22 protein-coding genes are annotated in these 17,852 nt (G+C 52.4%); 5 read left to right on the forward strand and 17 right to left on the reverse strand.

Features of this window, described 5'->3' with window-relative positions; all coding sequences use genetic code 11:
* Positions 1-47: 47 nt before the first annotated feature.
* The 5 genes from IPJ68_04345 to IPJ68_04365 form a co-directional block, all read right to left on the reverse strand.
* On the reverse strand, positions 48-386 hold the full coding sequence (locus tag IPJ68_04345) for a hypothetical protein (protein ID QQR78285.1): 339 nt from the start codon (positions 384-386) through the stop codon (positions 48-50).
* A gap of 271 nt (positions 387-657) precedes the next feature.
* Positions 658-2,766: an elongation factor G gene (gene fusA / locus IPJ68_04350; GenBank protein ID QQR78286.1), complete on the reverse strand. Its 2,109-nt coding sequence runs from the start codon at positions 2,764-2,766 to the stop codon at positions 658-660.
* A gap of 105 nt (positions 2,767-2,871) precedes the next feature.
* Positions 2,872-3,339: a 30S ribosomal protein S7 gene (rpsG, locus tag IPJ68_04355; GenBank protein ID QQR78287.1), complete on the reverse strand. Its 468-nt coding sequence runs from the start codon at positions 3,337-3,339 to the stop codon at positions 2,872-2,874.
* A 112-nt stretch (positions 3,340-3,451) separates the two neighbouring features.
* Positions 3,452-3,871 (reverse strand): 30S ribosomal protein S12, encoded by a 420-nt coding sequence (gene rpsL / locus IPJ68_04360; protein ID QQR78288.1) that lies wholly within the window; start codon positions 3,869-3,871, stop codon positions 3,452-3,454.
* 179 nt (positions 3,872-4,050) lie between these two features.
* Positions 4,051-4,776: a site-2 protease family protein gene (locus tag IPJ68_04365; protein ID QQR78289.1), complete on the reverse strand. Its 726-nt coding sequence runs from the start codon at positions 4,774-4,776 to the stop codon at positions 4,051-4,053.
* Positions 4,777-4,967: 191 nt separating this feature from the next.
* Here IPJ68_04365 and rpmB point away from each other — a divergent pair, with 191 nt between their 5' ends.
* Positions 4,968-5,144, forward strand: a complete 177-nt coding sequence (rpmB, locus tag IPJ68_04370) for a 50S ribosomal protein L28 (protein ID QQR79254.1) — start codon at positions 4,968-4,970, stop codon at positions 5,142-5,144.
* A 217-nt stretch (positions 5,145-5,361) separates the two neighbouring features.
* A complete protein-coding gene (locus tag IPJ68_04375) occupies positions 5,362-5,997 on the forward strand; it encodes a hypothetical protein (protein QQR78290.1) in 636 nt (211 codons plus the stop codon).
* Between the two features lie 97 nt (positions 5,998-6,094).
* On the opposite strand, the gene IPJ68_04380 is transcribed toward IPJ68_04375, so the two are convergent.
* From IPJ68_04380 to IPJ68_04415, 8 genes are all read right to left on the reverse strand, one after another.
* Positions 6,095-6,649, reverse strand: coding sequence for a disulfide bond formation protein B (locus tag IPJ68_04380; GenBank protein ID QQR78291.1), 555 nt, complete (start codon positions 6,647-6,649; stop codon positions 6,095-6,097).
* A gap of 115 nt (positions 6,650-6,764) precedes the next feature.
* A complete protein-coding gene (locus IPJ68_04385; protein ID QQR78292.1) occupies positions 6,765-7,097 on the reverse strand; it encodes a hypothetical protein in 333 nt (110 codons plus the stop codon).
* 195 nt (positions 7,098-7,292) lie between these two features.
* Complete coding sequence (locus tag IPJ68_04390) at positions 7,293-7,523, reverse strand: DUF378 domain-containing protein (protein ID QQR78293.1); 231 nt, start codon at positions 7,521-7,523, stop codon at positions 7,293-7,295.
* Between the two features lie 128 nt (positions 7,524-7,651).
* Complete coding sequence (locus IPJ68_04395; GenBank protein QQR78294.1) at positions 7,652-7,933, reverse strand: DUF2164 family protein; 282 nt, start codon at positions 7,931-7,933, stop codon at positions 7,652-7,654.
* 39 nt (positions 7,934-7,972) lie between these two features.
* Positions 7,973-8,623 carry a repressor LexA gene (lexA, locus tag IPJ68_04400; GenBank protein ID QQR78295.1) on the reverse strand — a complete coding sequence of 217 codons (651 nt, stop codon included), beginning with the start codon at positions 8,621-8,623 and terminating at the stop codon, positions 7,973-7,975.
* A 67-nt stretch (positions 8,624-8,690) separates the two neighbouring features.
* Positions 8,691-9,554 carry an FAD:protein FMN transferase gene (locus tag IPJ68_04405; GenBank protein ID QQR78296.1) on the reverse strand — a complete coding sequence of 288 codons (864 nt, stop codon included), beginning with the start codon at positions 9,552-9,554 and terminating at the stop codon, positions 8,691-8,693.
* 10 nt (positions 9,555-9,564) lie between these two features.
* Positions 9,565-9,999, reverse strand: a complete 435-nt coding sequence (locus tag IPJ68_04410) for a hypothetical protein (GenBank protein ID QQR78297.1) — start codon at positions 9,997-9,999, stop codon at positions 9,565-9,567.
* 112 nt (positions 10,000-10,111) lie between these two features.
* Positions 10,112-10,990, reverse strand: coding sequence for a hypothetical protein (locus tag IPJ68_04415; protein QQR78298.1), 879 nt, complete (start codon positions 10,988-10,990; stop codon positions 10,112-10,114).
* 708 nt (positions 10,991-11,698) lie between these two features.
* On the opposite strand from IPJ68_04415, the gene IPJ68_04420 reads away from it, so the two are divergent.
* On the forward strand, positions 11,699-12,646 hold the full coding sequence (locus tag IPJ68_04420) for a hypothetical protein (GenBank protein ID QQR78299.1): 948 nt from the start codon (positions 11,699-11,701) through the stop codon (positions 12,644-12,646).
* 219 nt (positions 12,647-12,865) lie between these two features.
* On the opposite strand, the gene IPJ68_04425 is transcribed toward IPJ68_04420, so the two are convergent.
* A complete protein-coding gene (locus tag IPJ68_04425; GenBank protein ID QQR78300.1) occupies positions 12,866-13,594 on the reverse strand; it encodes a hypothetical protein in 729 nt (242 codons plus the stop codon).
* Positions 13,595-13,806: 212 nt separating this feature from the next.
* Here IPJ68_04425 and IPJ68_04430 point away from each other — a divergent pair, with 212 nt between their 5' ends.
* Together IPJ68_04430 and IPJ68_04435 are read left to right on the forward strand one after the other, a co-directional pair.
* Positions 13,807-14,379 (forward strand): hypothetical protein, encoded by a 573-nt coding sequence (locus IPJ68_04430; protein QQR78301.1) that lies wholly within the window; start codon positions 13,807-13,809, stop codon positions 14,377-14,379.
* A gap of 4 nt (positions 14,380-14,383) precedes the next feature.
* Positions 14,384-15,694, forward strand: a complete 1,311-nt coding sequence (locus tag IPJ68_04435) for a DNA polymerase IV (GenBank protein ID QQR78302.1) — start codon at positions 14,384-14,386, stop codon at positions 15,692-15,694.
* Positions 15,695-15,748: 54 nt separating this feature from the next.
* Here the strand turns inward: IPJ68_04435 and IPJ68_04440 are convergent, their stop codons facing one another.
* The 3 genes from IPJ68_04440 to IPJ68_04450 all read right to left on the reverse strand — a co-directional run bounded on the left by IPJ68_04440 (position 15,749) and on the right by IPJ68_04450 (position 17,597).
* Positions 15,749-16,621, reverse strand: coding sequence for a hypothetical protein (locus IPJ68_04440; GenBank protein ID QQR78303.1), 873 nt, complete (start codon positions 16,619-16,621; stop codon positions 15,749-15,751).
* A gap of 190 nt (positions 16,622-16,811) precedes the next feature.
* Positions 16,812-17,387: a hypothetical protein gene (locus IPJ68_04445; GenBank protein QQR78304.1), complete on the reverse strand. Its 576-nt coding sequence runs from the start codon at positions 17,385-17,387 to the stop codon at positions 16,812-16,814.
* A gap of 3 nt (positions 17,388-17,390) precedes the next feature.
* Complete coding sequence (locus IPJ68_04450) at positions 17,391-17,597, reverse strand: hypothetical protein (GenBank protein QQR78305.1); 207 nt, start codon at positions 17,595-17,597, stop codon at positions 17,391-17,393.
* Positions 17,598-17,852: the final 255 nt, after the last annotated feature.

Here is a 17,852-nt window from a genome sequence, read left to right on the forward strand (position 1 = left end):
AGCGGGGACAGTGACGTGACCATTTTTTTTGACATGCTGAATGAAATTTAAGGCTTAAAGTCAACTTTACAGCCGGTTTGAGGCTCTAGTCTAACAAGAACAACACTTTCCATCAACTGAAAAGGTAACGGTATCGGGACAGTACGGCCGTCAGAAAACCTATCGGTCGTTACCTGCACGTAATAGTCACCGGCCACTGCTCCGTTAAAGCGATCTCGCACGCTTACAACGCATGTCTCTGCAGCGGGCAGCTGGTTATGTTTCACCAGTACATCCAGCAGGGCCACATCGGCGGCACTGAACGTAATTCCCGCCAAGGTAATCAAATCAGCGAGACTCCCCTGAAGACCCACGAAAGGCTCGATCAAATAGTCGCCAGACGACATAGCAGCTCTCCCTCTTGGTTGGTGGTAAGGTTCTTCCCGTTCCGTAGTTTTACGGAAGTGCAAGATATCATAAAACTATTTCTCTAGGCAAACGCCCCACGCGTCCAAGAGAATCAAACAACTTTTTCGTACGAGTCAGAAATGCCCCCATTACAAAAAACTCGTCCTTTTTAATGAGCTCCCGACCTTGTCGGGCAGCAGGAGAGAGGCGATGTAAAAGCCCGGGAAGGACCCGGGCTTTTACGTACGCTGACTCAAATTTGCTGGAAAATTATTTCTCTTCTTTGGCCGCTCCACCCGTCTTGGCACCCATGATTTCTTCCGCCACGTTCCGTGGGACTTCCGCATAGTGAGCGAATTCCATGGAGTAGCTCGCCCGGCCCTGACTCATCGAGCGCATTTGAGTCGCATAGCCGAACATGCTGGCGAGCGGAACTTCGGCCGTTACTTCCTTCACACGCGCATTGCCCTCGCCCCGGTCGGTCATTTCCTTGATGATGCCACGCTTCGCATTCAGGTCGCCGACGATATCGCCCATGAAGCTCTCTGGCATAATAACGGCGACTTTCATGATCGGCTCGAGGATGATCGGCTTGGCGCGCCGCATTGCCTCCTTGAAGGCAAGCGAACCGGCGATCTTGAACGCCGCTTCGGATGAGTCGACGTCGTGGAATGATCCGTCATAGACCGTCGCCTTCACATCGACGACCGGATAACCCGCCAAGACACCCGTCTGGGTCGCCTCTTCGATGCCCTTGTTGATCGGCTTGATGAATTCCTGTGGGATGACACCGCCTTTGGTCTCGTCGAAGAATTCATAGCCCTTACCCTGCTCATTCGGCTCGAGCCGGATCCAACAATGGCCGTACTGCCCGCGACCACCCGACTGACGGACATACTTGCCTTCGGCTTGAGCCATCTCACGAATTGTTTCACGATAAGCGACCTGCGGTCGACCGACATTCACTTCGACTTTGAATTCGCGACGCATGCGATCGACGATGATATCGAGGTGCAGCTCGCCCATACCCGAGAGGATAGTCTGGCCCGAGTCTTCATCCGTGTGAACGCGGAAGGTCGGATCTTCTTCGGAAAGTTTCTTTAAGGCAACGCCCATCTTTTCCTGATCAGCCTTCGTCTTCGGTTCGACTGCGATATCGATGACCGGCTCCGGAAAGACAATGTTTTCGAGAATCACCGGCGCTTCTGGATCACACAGCGTATCACCGGTCATGGTCGCCTTCATCCCAACGAGGGCACCGATATCACCAGCTGCGAGATCTTCGATGTCCTCACGATGATTAGCATGCATCCGGAGGATACGACCGATTCGTTCCTTTTCATTTTTTGTGGAATTGAGGACATACGATCCAGCCTTGACCGTACCGGAATAGACACGGAAAAAGGTGAGCTGGCCGACGAATGGGTCGGTCGCGACCTTGAACGCGAGCGCGGAAAATTTTTCGTTGTCGTCAGTCTTGCGCTCCACTTCCTGCTCGGTCTTGGCATCGATGCCCGTAACTGGTGGAATATCGACGGGTGACGGGAGATAATCGACGACCGCATCGAGCACGAGCTGAACGCCTTTGTTGCGGAGCGCCGTCCCCGTCATGACCGGATGGAGTCGGACCTCGATGGTTGCCTTACGCAGAGCCGCCTTCAGTTCCGGCACAGAGATTTCAACCCCCGAGAGGAATTTCTCGGTCAGCGCATCATCGCTCTCGGCGATCTTTTCCACCATTTTCTCGCGCCACTCTTTGGCCTTCTCGGCGTATTCAGCCGGGACCTCGCTTTCAATTACCTTCTCACCCATCTCCCCTTCAAAGGTATAGGCCTTCATGGTCATGAGGTCGATGAGACCGTAAAAGTCCCCACGGAGGCCGAGCGGATACTGGATCGCGACCGCGTTCGGCGTAAGACGATTCCAAATAGACGTCAATGCATCTTCGAAGACAGCCCCTTCCTTGTCGATCTTGTTGATGAAACACATGCGCGGCACTTTGTATTTTTCCGCCTGGCGCCAGACCGTCTCGGACTGCGGCTCCACGCCTTCCTTGCCATCGAACACAACCACACCACCGTCGAGGACACGGAGAGAGCGTTCCACTTCTACCGTAAAGTCCACATGTCCGGGTGTGTCGATGATATTGATATGGTGGTCCTTCCAGTAGCACGTCGTCGCGGCGCTGGTGATGGTGATACCACGCTCCCGCTCCTGCTCCATCCAGTCCATGGTCGCCTCACCTTCGTGCACCTCGCCGATCTTGTGCGTGATGCCAGTGTAGAAGAGGATACGCTCAGTCGTCGTCGTCTTACCGGCGTCGATGTGCGCGATGATACCAATATTGCGATACTTCTCGATGGCGATTTTACGGGGCATACTTTGTTTAACCTACAACTTACGACTTACGACCAACAACTCCTGAATCATCCCTTACCTCTCTTTGTTCTGTTGTGGGTTATGGGTTGTCGGTTGTTGGTTAGCTTACGCGAAATGAGCGAAGGCCTTGTTGGCTTCGGCCATGCGGTGCGTCTCATCGCGTTTCTTCATCGCCGAACCAATCTTGTTCGAAGCATCGATCAGCTCATCGGCGAGCTTGTTGGCCATCGACTTTCCCTTGCGGTTACGGCAAGCATCGCGGATCCAGCGCATAGCGAGGACTTGGCGCCGTTCGCCCGAAACTGGAACTGGGACCTGATAGTTGGCCCCACCGACACGACGGCTCTTCAATTGGAGCAACGGCGCGACATTCTTGATGGCCTGCTCAAAAGTGTTGAGACCGGCTTTTTTGGTCCGCTCGGCGATGATATCAAACGCATCATAGATGATCCGTTCGGCCGTACTCTTCTTGCCCGCCCACATGATCATCCCGACAAAATGCCCCACGAGCGGGTTCCCGAAACGGGCATCCGCCTTCCATTCCTTATCAAACTGTCGTTTTCTCCGTGGCATAGTTGTCGAGCTTCTTAGGTAATAGTAAGTAGCTTGTAGCGGACTCTCAAAAAATTTTCTTCCCTTCTCTCTAATAAGCTACCAGCTACGAGCCACTAGCTCTCGAGAGAATTTAGTCTTTCTTCTTCTCCTTCTTGGCACCGTACTTGGAGCGGCTCTGCTTGCGAGTATTCACCCCAGCGGCGTCAAAGATCCCACGCACGACGTGATACCGCACACCCGGCAAGTCCTTCACCCGGCCGCCGCGGATCATGACGATTGAGTGCTCCTGGAGATTGTGACCTTCACCACCGATATAGGCAGTGACTTCCATACCATTGGTCAGGCGGACACGGGCGATCTTGCGCAAGGCTGAGTTCGGCTTCTTCGGAGTCATCGTCGTCACCTTCAGACACACACCACGCTTGTACGGGCTATCGGTCTTGGTGATGCGGTTCTTGACCGTATTGATGACGAAGGTCATCGCCGGAGACTTAGATTTCTTCCGAGCAGTCTTGCGGGGACGCTTGATGAGTTGGTTGATCGTGGCCACAGCAGAGATTTCGTTATGAGACAAACAAAAAAAGACTAGGTGTCGAATGTGGAGCCAGTGTATCGGATGAGGAGGGGCTTGTCAAGATAGCCAAAAGTTAGCCCACGAGGAGGAACCCGCTCATTGATTGGTCCCGTGTTCCCCCTCCTCTCACTCGGGGTCTGCCGGTTCTTGCCACTCTAATGTGTGAACCCTAGGAACAGATTCAGGAAGAATCCGATAATCATCGAGATGAGGTGGCTCGTCGGGGGGAAAATAAGCAAAAGAATCAGGAAAAAGAACCCGTATTGTTGGAAGAAAAATTGGGTCTTCTCCTTGATCGGAAAGAGGGTAAAGAGCAATCTCGATCCGTCAAGCGGGGGAAACGGTAACAGATTGAAACATCCGAGAACGATATTCCAAAAGATCACAAAGAGGAGCAGCCCGAAGGTAATGCCAGGCAATGATCCTGCCATCGCATCGGCCAGAAAACCGAAACGTTCGAAGAAACCATCCCCACCGCGGATGACGATAGAAAATCGGTTAAGAATATCGATCTTTGCAATGGACGAAAGAGGCAAGACAGCCGCCATGACAGCCGCTACCCCCGCAATCAGGAAGTTCGAGAAAGGACCAGCGAGTGCGACCATGAGCGGTCCCCACTTCTGATCGCGCAGATTGTAGGGGTTATACGGCACCGGTTTGGCATAGCCGAACGCGAAACCAGTCGGGATGAGGAGGAGTGGGATGAGGATGGAACCGACCGGATCGATGTGACTGATCGGGTTCAGCGACAACCGTCCCTCGTATTTCGCCGTCAAGTCTCCCAGCCAGAGCGCCACGAACCCATGTGACACTTCATGCAAGATAATCGAGTAGAGGAGAATCGAAAAATAGAACGCGATCAAGACTATTTCGTTCGACATATGGCAGAAAAATTAAGCAGTTCGAATAAAGAATATGGATCAGAAAGAATTCCCATGGCCAGACAAAACAGACAAAAACCACTGGCTCCGGCGCTTGCTAAAACTATAATACCATGCTAGACTCTCGAGTACTGTGCTTCCTCGTATCGAACCATAATTCTCAATTCATCATTCTTGATTCTATCCATCGTATGAGCCGCGTCTGCCAACTTTCCGGCCGGGGGACCCAAACCGGTAACAAGATCAGTCATTCCAAGCGCCACACCCGCCGCACGTTTGCGATCAATTTGCAAACCAAGCACATCGGTGGCATGAAGCTGCGCCTCTCGACCCGCGCCATCCGCACCCTGGCCAAGTCCGCCGCCTAGGGGCTGATGCCGATGATGTAGAATCAATCCGCTCCGGCGGATTTTTTCATAGCTCTTGACAGTGTTTGATGCGAGTAGCATGATGGCCAGGTTGGTCCGGTTACCCAATCTGACGCTTGGCACTCAACCGAGTGAACCAAGGAAAGATTTCGTGACAAGATCACCAAGATCTTCGCTACTTAACAACTCAACTACCCCACCCAGGAGAATTTGCATCATGCCGATGAGCTTCTGTTCTGCCGACGATCTCGCGCTCCTGAAGGAGCTCAGCGCTACCGTGGCGCTTATCCCTTTCGACGGGACCCGTTTCCAACACTACCAGGCCTGCGGGCTCTGCTCCGATGGAAGCCGCTTTCACATGAAGGGCTATTTCCCGGCGCTCTGCCAACAAAACGGCGGAGGCGATTCGATGATGTTCGAATACAAGACGCACGGCACTGCCATGTGCTTTGGCTTGGAAAGTCCGCTCTCGCCAGATGACATCTGGTGGCGCGCCTACTTGCCGAAGTTTCGGCACGCTCAGGATGTGGCTGGCGGGCAAATCAAGCAGTTCAATTTCGTCCACCACTGGCCCTGCCGCGCCGCGCTCGACGAGGGTATTTCCCTGGAGCATTCCATCCTACTCGCCCTCATGAGCAAGACTCGGCTGAAACGCGCGGGTGTCTTCCCTGAAGTGGCTATCCTGATGTGGGCCGACACTGCTCCCGGCCACCATGAACTGTCACGAGTCAAAATCGACCCGTATATCCAGTGGATGACCGCGCATCGTCCCGGGCTGCTCCCGCTCTGGCAACGCCACGATCAGCTTCTGGCGCTCGAATTGCCCGGATCGAAGCTTCAAGCAGCAGCCTAGCCTCCAAGACGAGACACGAACCAGACACTATGAAGACACCAACCGATCAACGATCGGACGGTGTTCTTTTTTTATCCAACCGAAATACAACAAGATGCTACACTGCTGACAGTGAGACTCCAGCTGGCGGAGTTTGAGAATCCAGAGATTTGCTTTTGAGAAAGATCCAGACACCGGCCGCCGTGAGCCCAGTGAAGGCGATGAGAGACCAGTCAGCGATCGAAAGCCCGATGAGCGTCCAATCAACCGTCGCGCAATTCCCCGTCCCACCGAGCGCAAAGACGACATCATCGATGAATGATCCGAAAGAGACCGCGCAACCCTCAGTGGCATCGTGGGCGACCGGAAAGCGCTGTAGTATGACATTGCGAAACGCTACCAGCCAGCCGAGGAAAGCAAAGACAGCAACCACCGCGCCGGACACGCGCACACTGAAGCGTGGCCACCAGGCCATGTATCCCACGAGTGCCGAGAGGCCGACCAAAGCATAGCCGAAACGCTGGACGATGCAGAGCGGACAGGGAGTGAGTCCGATCACCCGGACGAGAATCATGGCAAAGATGAGAAGTGCTGCGCAATACAGCGCGATGAGGAGGAGGAGCGTCTTCGGGTTACGGAGCGCTTCAAGCCCCTTCGAAACAATTCGGTTCATAAATAAATCGACACAGATGAACGTATACCCCTATAAGTATAGCAGCCAAAGGAACTGAAAAAGAAGAGGTGGCCCGGAATCATCAGGGTCACCTATCTCAGGAAAGCTAGTAATCTCAGCGTCGCTGCGCTATCTCCGCATAAAAAAGCAGTGCGAGTGCAGCGATTACGCTCATCTGTAAGGCTGGCCCAAGCAGACCAATTAGGTCAGCAGGCGCTTCTCCTCGTGGATAGAGTATCGCCAAAAGGAGGACACCGTTATAGGCCACTGCATACTTCAGTAGCTGATCAGCGTCCTGAGAACAGAAAACGGTTTTAAGTCGGCTCCAGGAACGGGCTATAAACTTCGGCCCAAACCGGGTTTCAATCAAGATCACGATCAGCACCGTGACCAGAACCATTATAATGCCGATCACCAACACGGCAAAGAGTTGCCAGAGACTGACCATGATGGACCTCCAATATGTGGTCAGGTTGAGGAAAAGAACGTAGCTCTAGGATAACACAGCCCACTACCACTTTACAGTGTTTCTGTCAAGTTTTACTGATTGATGACACCAGTCTTATGGCTTTAAATAGCAATAAACTAAACACAGTTGGAAATCTCCCATCCAAGAAAAAGTTTCTATTTACCCATTCTCCTATTACATCGCCGACGCTGAGCTTTCAGACGCACACATGCGGCAATTCGCCTTGTGTGTCGCGAGCTCAAAGATCGCTGACGCACCGACGAGCACATATACCACCTTGGCAAGCATCGATGACATACCACCGAGGAGACTGGCGACGAGATCTGTCTCGAGCAATCCGACCGAGAGCCAGTTCAGCCCACCCACGACCAAGAGCAAAAACGCGACCATGTGAAGTTGTTTCATAAGAATAGTATTAGATTGAATAGGTCTAGTACGTAGAGACCGACCGAAGGCTAATCCCTCCCTACGCCCCTATTGTACTCCTGAAAACTTCCTTTTTGGATTTTCCGTCAAGCACAGTCCGAGAAAAGTTATTTCTGACTAATTGTTCCTCGCTCACCTTTTCGCAGAGAAATATCGACATCCAGCAGTGTATCTCCGAGGTTTTTTTCGAGCAACGGTTTTAGATCATCGAGCGCTTTATTGTAAACGGAGTTGCCCACGACTTGCAGGAAGAAATCCAGAATGTTTCCAGCAGCAACGACTCCTATCTTCTCATTTCGTTCTTCAGCGAAATAAGCAATTATCTCATCGATAACCAAGCGACGCCTTGCATCCGACAACACATCCCAATCGCGTTTTACCTCACCCATATACCCTTTTCAACAACAAATCTGATTAGCGCACTACTTCTACTTCGGCATCTTCAGGACATCGACGACGCGCCCATTGATGACGAAGTTGTCATCCGGCGTGAGAAAAATCGGCTGATGACGTTTGTCCGTCGACTCCGGCATGAGCGCGATAGTCCGACCGTCGACCGAGCGATAGGTTTTTACGGTGGCGAGCCCGTCGATCACGACCAGCACGCGGTCCCCGCTCTTGTAGTCCTTCACATCGGCGTCGACGAGGATGAAGTCACCGTTCTGAATTGTTTTCCCATTCACCTTAGCTCGATTCATGGACGTCCCCGATACCTGAACGGCAAAGACATTGTGATCCTTCACGAGTCGCTTCGAAACACGGAGATACCCCTCGACATACTGGTCCGCAAACATGGTCGCTGCACCAGCACTCGCCGCACCAAAGACCGGAATCTGGACAAAGTTATCCGAGCTCACACCCTTCAGGAGGATACCCCGGTCCTCGCTCGTCCGCTCAATATAGCCCTTATTCTCGAGCGCATTCAGATAGAGGAAGAAACTTCTCAGACTTTTCAGATTGAGCCCGAGCTTGCCGCTCTCTTCTTTGATTTCACGCACGGTCGGCATTTCGCCGTGCTCGGTGAAGAACTGCTTGATCGCCTGGAGCACAATCCGCTGCTTTTGGGTGAGGATTTCCATATGTTTGTTTACTCTACTTACACTATAGAGTATACAACTGGTTCGGAGGGTGTCAACTGTCCAGAATTTAGAACAACTCCCCCACCCAATCCGGACTAACGATCGTCTGGCCATCGGCGCGGAAGACAAGGTATGTCGCGGCCAGTGCCCTGGCAAGCGTCGGAAATTGCTCCGGCGGAGCGAAGAAGAGTCCCGAGGTCATGCAGTCGGCCGCCCATGCATCTGGTGCGACCGCCGCGCAGCCGACGACTGTCTCGACGCTTTTCCGTGCGCCCATATCGACGAGGTGATGCCACTTCCCAAACCGCCGCCGGAAGCTGTCAGAAACAGCCAGTCCTCGGTTGCAAAGCTCGACGATCCCTGCTGCGACATCGGGTTTCCCGGGATACTCGATCGCCACGCGCCATGGCTGGCCATCGGTCTTGGTCGTCGCAACCATATCGCCCCCTCCATCGACGATGAAATGTCCGTACCCCGCGGTACGGATGAGATCGGCAATCCGATCGATACAGTACCCCTTGCCGATGCCACCGAGATCAAAGGCCACCGGACCATCAAGTGTGAGTACTTCACCGTCAATTGACCATATGGGCAATGCCTCGCCGTATTCGACTGGTCGCACACCTGACTGTGCACCATAGCCTGCACCCTCGAGCACGCCACCGACAATCGGATCATAGACACCACCCGTCAGCTGGCGCAAAAGCGCGGCTCGTTCGAGGAGCCGGGCGAACTCTGATGAAACTGGGTAGCTGCCGGCGGCCACTTCACGATACGCATTCACTTCCGATCCCGGGAGAAAGCGCGAAAAGCGGGACTCGAAGTCCCGCGCATAGCCGATAATCGTTTCATCCAAACGCTCTGGGAGAGACTCGGCATCGATCACGATCGACCAGGCCGTCCCCAGTCCCTGGAAATCGATTGTCTGCATTGCTTATCTGTTAGAGCTGGCTCTTCAGCTTGTCGATGACGCTATTGAACGCATCGGTTGTCATCGATGATTTGCCGATCCGGTCCACTGCTGTGAGTTCGGAAAGTTTCTTGCCCTTAATGACCGCTGCAAGTCCCTGGGCGAACTCGATCTGATGCTCATCGGCTTCATTCGTCTCGACCGCTACTTCACGGACATCGGTGATGACACCTTCTGCATCCAGGACAAGCGTAAACCGCACACTGTCATACCCGTCATTCGGCACGGGGTAGCCCACCTCGGCACTCACCTCTCGCGGCTTATCAACAGCGACCTTGGTCACCGCTATCGGCGTTTCCTCGGTGCGCGCGGCTGGGAGAAGCTTCAACGTGTACCGACAGTACACAAACGCCGTGAGCACGAGCACGACTGCGATAGCGATGATCCCCTTGGGTATCTTTTGCATAGGTTTATTTTTTTCTTACACCCGAGAAAAGAAAAATCTCTCGAGATCTCTGCCTTTATGGTACCACAACAGGCTCTTTCTCCGCCAAGACCCAGCGTACATCTGTCGAACGTTACTTCCAATATACCTGAGACGTCGTCACGATTTCCTTCCACGGCCCGTCCGGCACGGCGTCCGCGACAACAAAGCGCCAATCGACGATATCGATATCCTTCAGTCCCAGACACTGACTCGCAGCCGGGGAAAGGTCGAGACCGGCGTGCTTATTGGTCTTGCTCTCGGGAGTGGCTGTGCCAAAGACATAGGCGCTGTCGTTTTCCTTGAAGGGTCCCACGTCTTGCCACTGAGCGTAGCAGGTTTTCTCACCCTTGGTCACTTCGATCCACCGGTTCTTGAGCATGGATTCATCATCCTTCCACGTCCGGTCCTTGGCCCAGGGGATGATCGAAGCAGCGTCTTTCTTACGCTTTCCCTTGGAATCGAAGTCATTGTACGGCAAAGCAAAATAGAATGGATTCTCCTGTGGCGTAAACTTGGCCGGGAAGTTGCCATTCCGTTTGTCCGGATCGTCTACACCCCCAAAATGTTTGACCCATTTCTCATCCCACGCACTCGGGAGATTGGAGATATCCTTATTGTCGTCCCCCGCCTCCTCGCCCACCCAGAAAAGTGTCGTCGTCACATCCTGATGGAGAGGGTACGGCGGGTCCTCTGCAACTGTGTCGTCTCCAATTCCTTCAGGTTTCGGCAGAGCCGTCTCGGCCGGTGTGACCAATGAGGGTGCCATCTCGACAGGACTCATGGGGGTGTCTATGTTCTCTTCCGTCAGCGTCTCTTCCGGTGTCGCGCTTCCAACGTTCGCTCCAACAGAAAGCACCGCTTCTCCTCCTTGAGGGGCTGTCTCACTCTCCGTATCTTCCGAACTCGAAATCTTTTTCCCGACAGCGACAAACGCGAGGGACGTCCCAATGATGATGGAACTCAACAACATGAGTACTCCCACGCGATGTAAACTTCTCATGCAGTATTTTTAGTGTTTAGGGGAGACTGTTCTCTCCAGAACCTCTCAACATTCAAACAAACACGCGGCCCATGAAACGGGCGGAAGGAACTCTATTGTACCAGTATAATCGGCGTCCGACAAAGTCCGCATATCCTACGCTGAGAGAGATATCCACTCCCCGCCACCGAGATAGAAAGTGCAGATCTGAGCGACAAAAAATCCCCTTGGCGGGGATAATTGGCATCAGAGCTCTTGAGAGGAGAGGAAGGCGTGGTACTGCATCGTCTTCCTCTCGAATAGGTCGGCTAGACAGGAGCAGGACTCCCATACTAACCTCCCTCCAGTGCTAGCTGTACGGTGTTCGACCTCGCCCACCCCATCCGTTTAGAGGAGGAAGTGAGGAAACCAAACCTCTCCATACCATTTTCCGAACGAAGACCCATTCGGTGCTGTCCAACTCACGCCAAGCGACGTGAGGGCACTGGAAGAACTGACTTAGAGAGCATGCTCTCTCAAGAATGCTGATGATCGAGAAAATATTCTCGAACTCCAGGGTAACAGACCATCGCCGATCGGTCAATCCCGCAGGATTCTGACACCACCTAAAAAGCTGATACAATATCCTTGACTGAGAATACTGCAAGCCTGCGGAATAACCGGGTGTGTGATTTCTTCACTTACATAATCAGCATCGATATGAATAAACCACTTGTCGTAGCCGGTGTTGTTCTTACCCTCTTCTCGCTCACCGCGCTCGCTCTCGCCTGGTGGTCAGCCTATCGGGTGACACAAATACAGAAAACAATGAACACGGCTGACAAAAATCCAACACTCGATTCACACACGCCGTCAGGCGATGACTCACCCACACCTGTTCTTGATCAATCGCAAGATGCTCTGGTAATGACCAAGCCAATAACAGATGAAAAATATACTCTCGTAACGCTCGGTGACCTCTCGGTCAATCGGCAAGCCTACAATGGCCACCCGATTGAAATCATCGACTATATGGACACGGGACCCCTTCCCTCACCCAATGGGACGAAAAAGTATACTGAGTACATCAAAATCCTCTCGCCAGATTATGTCCGAGGGCTTGACCTGGTCTATCCTCCATTCACGACCGATGATCCGGCTCGCTATGCCCGTGTGGCGCCGCTCTACCGCGGCGAGCAACGAGTGAGCATCAAGGGGAAATTTGTCATCGACCTCATGAAGACACCGACGCGTCCGATAGAAAACGACGTCATCGTGGTTGATCACTTCGACATTCTCCCCTTCCCAGAGCCGGAAAAGGGAGTGATCACGAAAGAAATTTTCTCCCAGATGATCGAGGATGGCACAATCGCATCGCTGAATCGGAAACGCATCACCTATGAAGGCGAGTACGGCTCCGGTTTCGAAGTGTCGCTCCTCGATAAACTGATTTGGGCGAACTTCATTGAAACCGAAATGGGCAATGCCGTCGATGAACTCGAACGATTCATGCGTACTCACTCCGAAATGAAGAAAGAAGATGGGCAAATGAAGTCCAAAGTCCGAGTCACCGGTGTGCTCTATGCCACCCCCGGACAGCGTTATGGCCACCTCGGACGCACCCTATATCAGATGATGGTCGACACGGTTGTTTTCCTCGAACAGTAACGTTCACACCAGACACCCGCCCATCTCCTTCGAAATGACGCCCTTCCTGGTACCATACTGCGGCACAAGAATTGCCTCGTGACCCAAAAAGAAAAGCTCCCGATGTCGGTATTCTGACAACTGGGAGCTGAACACCTGGTAAGTGACCACGAGGACCGCCCGAGAAGATCCGAATGTACCGACAAAAACGGAAACTCAGCCTGAATCAGGAGAGCTCTCTCATGTGGACGCATTCAGCATGCGCTGCGCCGCCATCCTGACCGCTGTCGGTAGCATCAGCCATTCATACGGCAGCACGATTTCCCGCAGCTTGAGCGCAGCCGCCCTGATGTCATATGTCCCATCGAGGACACCCTGCAACAGCGTAGACGGAATCTCCACTGCTCCCATCAGAAGTGGTGGACCATCGCCCGGTCTCTCCGTGACCTCATGGACGGTCGGATAGGTGAAAAAACGGTCGCACCCGAGGCTTTTCTTGCCGCGCCGGATGTGATCGAGCTCCGCCTCGAGAACGTGCTCGTGCACCCGTAGGCCATGCATCCCCTGACCCCCGTGAGCATCGATGTCTGCCGGGTGGATGTTGTACATTGGCAGCCCGCATATTGGATAGGCAATGGAGGAGTCAAATGGCACGATCACATTGCAGCCAACAAGAAACACGAGGCGACATTGACGGGCCTGAGCTACCCTCGAAAGCTCATTGAGAAATCCGCGTTTTTCGTACGTATACTGAAACGACGTACTCCCTACTTCGATGACTACGCTGGGATAGTCGAGATCATTCGCCTTTTCAATGCAACCCGCACCCGGTTTGGTACTCACGAGCACGATCTGCCCGACTTCCGGGATCTGACCGGCGTGATGAGCCTTCATGATGGAAAACATACCGGTACCATTGCCGGAGGCGATGACCATCAGGTTCACTTCGCCACTTGTACGCTTGGGCATGGGAGCCCTCCTCTCTTGTAATCACAACACTCTATAAACCGGCCTCCCATGAGGAAGGCCACCAAAGAACTAGTCACCGAGTATCGCAAATTCGGACGTCCCAGTCAAATGGAAATCACCAAGGATCACATCCGATGCGGCTTTCTATTTTTTCCGAGCCGTATTTGACGAGGGAACAAATGTTCCCTATAATCAGAGAAGGAAAACCACCTATGGAAACAGCCACCGCCCTCGCCAAAATCCAAGCCTTCTATGAAAAGAGGTGGCGCATGCCGACCGTGCGCGAAGTCATGTCGCTCATCCGCACTCGATCGATGAAGCAGACAACCGCCCTCATCGAGGGACTCGTCGAGTCCGGTGCGATCGAACGCGACAAGAATGGCAAACTCCTCCCGAGTCACCTCTTCGGCAGCATCCGTAAGCTCGGACTCGTCGAAGCTGGTTTCCCCTCGCCCGCCGAAGAGGAGCTCCTCGATACTCTGACGCTCGACGAGTGGCTCATCCGCCGGCGCGAAGCGACTTACATGCTCGAGATCAAGGGCGAATCGATGATCAATGCCGGTATCCGACCCGGCGACACCGCCCTCGTCGAACGCGGCCGCGAACCAAAACATGGTGACATCGTCATCGCAGAGGTCGACGGCAAGTGGACGATGAAGTACTACCACGTCGAGTCGCGAGGACGTATCGCGCTCGTCCCAGCCAATCCGAAATTCCCGACCATCTACCCGCAAGAAGAACTCCACATTGAGGCAATCGTCACGGCCATCATCCGGAAATACTAACCCTATGTCCGCCCCCATCGTTCTGGGGAGATTCCCCCGTGCCATCCTCCACATCGATGGTGATGCTTTTTTCGCGTCATGCGAGCAAGCAAGGAATCCCGAACTCCGCGGAAAGCCGGTCATCTGCGGAGCCGAGCGCGGCATCGCCGCGTCGATGAGCTATGAAGCCAAAGCCAAGGGCGTCACCCGTGCCATGCGCCTCTTCGAAATAAAGAAACTCTGTCCGGACGCGGTCGTCCTCCCCTCCGACTACGAGACGTATTCGCTCCTCTCCAAACGCTTCTACGAAGTCGTCCGCCGCTACACATCCGATGTCGAGGAATACGGCATCGACGAATGCTTTGCCGATATCACCGGTTTGCAGCGACCGCACAAGAAAAGCTATGCCGCGATTGCCGCAGCGATCCAGTCGGACCTCCAGCGCGAGCTCGGCTTCACCTTTTCCATCGGCCTCGCCTCGACCAAAGTCCTCGCCAAGATCGGCTCGAAGTGGGCGAAGCCCCATGGCCTGACCGCTATCCCGAACAAATATATCCACCGCTACCTCGAGACGCACCCCGCGGGAAATGTCTGGGGCATCGGTCCGCAGACGACCGCGCTCCTCCAGAAATTCGGTATTCATACCGCGCTCGACTTCGCCCACCGCGACGAAGCCTGGGTGAAACACTACTGCTCGAAACCGTTCCAAGAGATCTGGCACGAGCTCCGGGGAAAGAGCGTCATGCCGCTCGCGACCGCGCCACGGACCGACCACTCCTCGGTGCAAAAGATGAAGACCTTCACCCCGCCGTCAAACGACCCGCGCTTCGTCTTTGCCCAGCTCGCGAAAAACATCGAGAGCGCCTGCATGCGCGCGCGGCAGTACCGGCTCGAGGCCAAGCGGGTGTACATCCTGCTCCGGACGCAATCGTTCGAGCATCACTCGACCGAGCTCACGCTCTCGCGGCCGACCAATTTCGCCCACGAACTCCTCGACATCGCCCGTCCGGCCTTCGCCGAACTCTTCCGCCCCGGCACCTTCTACCGCGCGACCATGGTCACGCTCGCCGAGCTCACCGTCCCCGAATCGCAGCCTGATCTCTTCGGTGGATCACTCCGAGTGGACAACTATCGCCGGCTCTACGAGGGCATCGACCAGGTCCGCGCCAAGTACGGCAAGCACACCATCCATTTCGGCTCGTCATTCATGGCGCACGACGGCGCACAGCACACGGGCGACCGCGCCGACACCCCCGAGCGCCAGCGCCATCTCCTCAAGGGCGAGACCAAACGCCGCCGCCTCGGCATCCCCATGTTCACCGCCGAACTCTCCTAACCAAAAAAAACCGCCCCGGTTCCCTCCAAGGCGGCTTTCAATTTTTCCTTTTCATTAGCTTTTCTGAATCAAGCTAACTAGTGCTTTTACGGAGGACAGCTCTGGCTCCTCAATTTTTTTTGCGTCAATAATCCGCGGAGGTTTAGTATCGTCACTAAAAGTAACATAATAGTAATTGCCCCTATCTATAATTCCATGACCAATTTCTTGAGAAGTTGCTGCTTTATATTTCCCTTCAATTGTTTTTTCTTTAATTACCTCAAAACGAACTTCATAATCTGAATCTCTCCTTTTCCCAAGCGGTGCATGGGAACCAATCCTGATAAGATGCCGCTGACCAACCTCCGTGAAAGGAATGAACTGCGATCCCCTCCCAAGGAGAAAGTTCCCCTGCTTGTAAGGATTAAGATTAAAGTTCACTAATTTTGAAACGCTTTTGGCCGCCTTTTTTGCCGACCTATCGACAATCCTTGTCTCCTCAGTGCTTTTTCCCTCCACCCAATGAAGATTAAATCCAAATCGAATTTTCTTTTTTTCTCTTAAGTAATCCTTCCATAATCCCTGATGCTTAACATCATAACCATCCCGAGTCTTCCATTTATCTTTGCCGAATGGTTTAGCCCACCTATATACGCTACTATTTGCGCTATCAACTACATACCTAGAATCACTAAGAACAGTAATCGAAGTAATTCCAAGTTGAGAGATTTCCTTGGTATTCCTATTTATCCACTTCAGCGCATTAACCAATGCCTGTAATTCCATCGCCCCACTTGTTCCGCCAGAATAAGGAAACTTAATCTCCCTATTTGGTAGATTAAGAAACTTGGGATACACGACAAGCATCGCACATCCAACCATTTCACCTGGATTGGTGATTGCTGATCCGTCTATATAAATCACCAGTTCATCTTCGCTATCCAACATGTCGAGCCAATATAGTTTGGGATGCACCAAGACGGGAATCGAACCCGTACGATCCAAAGATCATCTTCTTGTAGAATTTCAAAAAAATTAGAAACTCTAGTAGGAAGATGTGTCTACCATTCCACCACTCGAGCAAAGCTTTTACCCATAATACTATCTCCAGCTAAATCAATATTAAGCAGAAAAAGAGTCAGGACAGTATCTTTTCGTTACGCTTTTGAAGTAAATATCCCGCTATACCTAAAATAATTGGCATGGCTAGTCCCATAATTACAATTGTATCCACTCGTTCATTTATTCGAACATACGCCCCTTCTAAATCCTCAACACTTTCATTCAAAACATCCTGTTTATCCTTCAATGTTCTTGAGGTTATTGCCTTATCAGTATCATAAAGTATTGTCTCTTCGATTGAGTTCTGCCTTGCCTCCAAACCAGTTACTCGCTGATTTACCAAGGCAAGTGATGTGCCCTGGTTATTTTTCAGCACCTCCCGCAATGATAACAGCTCTTTCTCAAGAGCCAGGTTTTTCTTATTTAGATTTTCAATTTTTTCCAAGATCTCATCCTTATTCCTTATCAAAGAGAATGGGAAACTATCAATTCTTGTCTGATAGAGTAGGTAGCCAATAGAAAGGACGGCGTAGACTATAGTGAGACTGAGAACGAGACTCTGTTTTCTCTTCCTTCTTTCTTCTAAAGACTTCTGAAGAGCCAAGTACTCAGAGAAAGACTCAGATAGCTTTTTTTGTGAGGAATAGGCCATACCTTATTTCTTTGGGAAAGCTTCATCAATCGCTTCAGCAACAATATCGAGCTCCTTTTCCAGTTCAGTTGAAATCTCCTCCTCAGTAACAATTTTTTTTTCAATAAGGATCTTCTCTATTGCATTCAATCTCGCATTTCTCGCAAAATCAAAGGCCGATCTTGGACCAACCTTTGAATTTATTCTATCTAAAAATTCTTGCAGCTTCATATCTTTTCTTTTGTGATAAAAACCCGGCCGAAACCGTGAGTCCTAAGTAACTTCCTTGTAGAGGGAAGATAGTCTAAAAACCTAGTTCGGTCAAGCATACAAAAAACCAGTCTTGCGACTGGTTTCGTGCCTTACACGGTATCAGAAGGAAATTCCTTGATCCTTGGATATTCGTGCGGAGAGTGCTGATCATATAAAGTGGGACCTCTTCACGGAGTCGCCCACCAAAGGGCTGTCCCACCGACAATAATCAAT

The organism is Candidatus Moraniibacteriota bacterium, from assembly GCA_016699425.1.
Lineage (GTDB): Bacteria > Patescibacteriota > Minisyncoccia > Moranbacterales > UBA1568 > SSEF01.

Bases quoted from the DNA above. Each gene is read 5' to 3' on its own strand.
- IPJ68_04345 (QQR78285.1), bottom strand. From the start codon at position 386: ATGTCGTCTGGCGACTATTTGATCGAGCCTTTCGTGGGTCTTCAGGGG.
- IPJ68_04435 (QQR78302.1), top strand. From the start codon at position 14,384: ATGTCCGCCCCCATCGTTCTGGGGAGATTCCCCCGTGCCATCCTCCAC.
- rpsG (QQR78287.1), bottom strand. From the start codon at position 3,339: ATGCCACGGAGAAAACGACAGTTTGATAAGGAATGGAAGGCGGATGCC.
- IPJ68_04405 (QQR78296.1), bottom strand. From the start codon at position 9,554: ATGCAGACAATCGATTTCCAGGGACTGGGGACGGCCTGGTCGATCGTG.
- lexA (QQR78295.1), bottom strand. From the start codon at position 8,623: ATGGAAATCCTCACCCAAAAGCAGCGGATTGTGCTCCAGGCGATCAAG.
- IPJ68_04375 (QQR78290.1), top strand. From the start codon at position 5,362: ATGCCGATGAGCTTCTGTTCTGCCGACGATCTCGCGCTCCTGAAGGAG.
- fusA (QQR78286.1), bottom strand. From the start codon at position 2,766: ATGCCCCGTAAAATCGCCATCGAGAAGTATCGCAATATTGGTATCATC.
- IPJ68_04440 (QQR78303.1), bottom strand. From the start codon at position 16,621: ATGTTGGATAGCGAAGATGAACTGGTGATTTATATAGACGGATCAGCA.
- IPJ68_04390 (QQR78293.1), bottom strand. From the start codon at position 7,523: ATGAAACAACTTCACATGGTCGCGTTTTTGCTCTTGGTCGTGGGTGGG.
- IPJ68_04380 (QQR78291.1), bottom strand. From the start codon at position 6,649: ATGAACCGAATTGTTTCGAAGGGGCTTGAAGCGCTCCGTAACCCGAAG.
- IPJ68_04385 (QQR78292.1), bottom strand. From the start codon at position 7,097: ATGGTCAGTCTCTGGCAACTCTTTGCCGTGTTGGTGATCGGCATTATA.
- IPJ68_04395 (QQR78294.1), bottom strand. From the start codon at position 7,933: ATGGGTGAGGTAAAACGCGATTGGGATGTGTTGTCGGATGCAAGGCGT.
- IPJ68_04445 (QQR78304.1), bottom strand. From the start codon at position 17,387: ATGGCCTATTCCTCACAAAAAAAGCTATCTGAGTCTTTCTCTGAGTAC.
- IPJ68_04415 (QQR78298.1), bottom strand. From the start codon at position 10,990: ATGTTGTTGAGTTCCATCATCATTGGGACGTCCCTCGCGTTTGTCGCT.
- rpmB (QQR79254.1), top strand. From the start codon at position 4,968: ATGAGCCGCGTCTGCCAACTTTCCGGCCGGGGGACCCAAACCGGTAAC.
- IPJ68_04410 (QQR78297.1), bottom strand. From the start codon at position 9,999: ATGCAAAAGATACCCAAGGGGATCATCGCTATCGCAGTCGTGCTCGTG.
- IPJ68_04430 (QQR78301.1), top strand. From the start codon at position 13,807: ATGGAAACAGCCACCGCCCTCGCCAAAATCCAAGCCTTCTATGAAAAG.
- IPJ68_04420 (QQR78299.1), top strand. From the start codon at position 11,699: ATGAATAAACCACTTGTCGTAGCCGGTGTTGTTCTTACCCTCTTCTCG.
- IPJ68_04365 (QQR78289.1), bottom strand. From the start codon at position 4,776: ATGTCGAACGAAATAGTCTTGATCGCGTTCTATTTTTCGATTCTCCTC.
- IPJ68_04425 (QQR78300.1), bottom strand. From the start codon at position 13,594: ATGCCCAAGCGTACAAGTGGCGAAGTGAACCTGATGGTCATCGCCTCC.
- IPJ68_04450 (QQR78305.1), bottom strand. From the start codon at position 17,597: ATGAAGCTGCAAGAATTTTTAGATAGAATAAATTCAAAGGTTGGTCCA.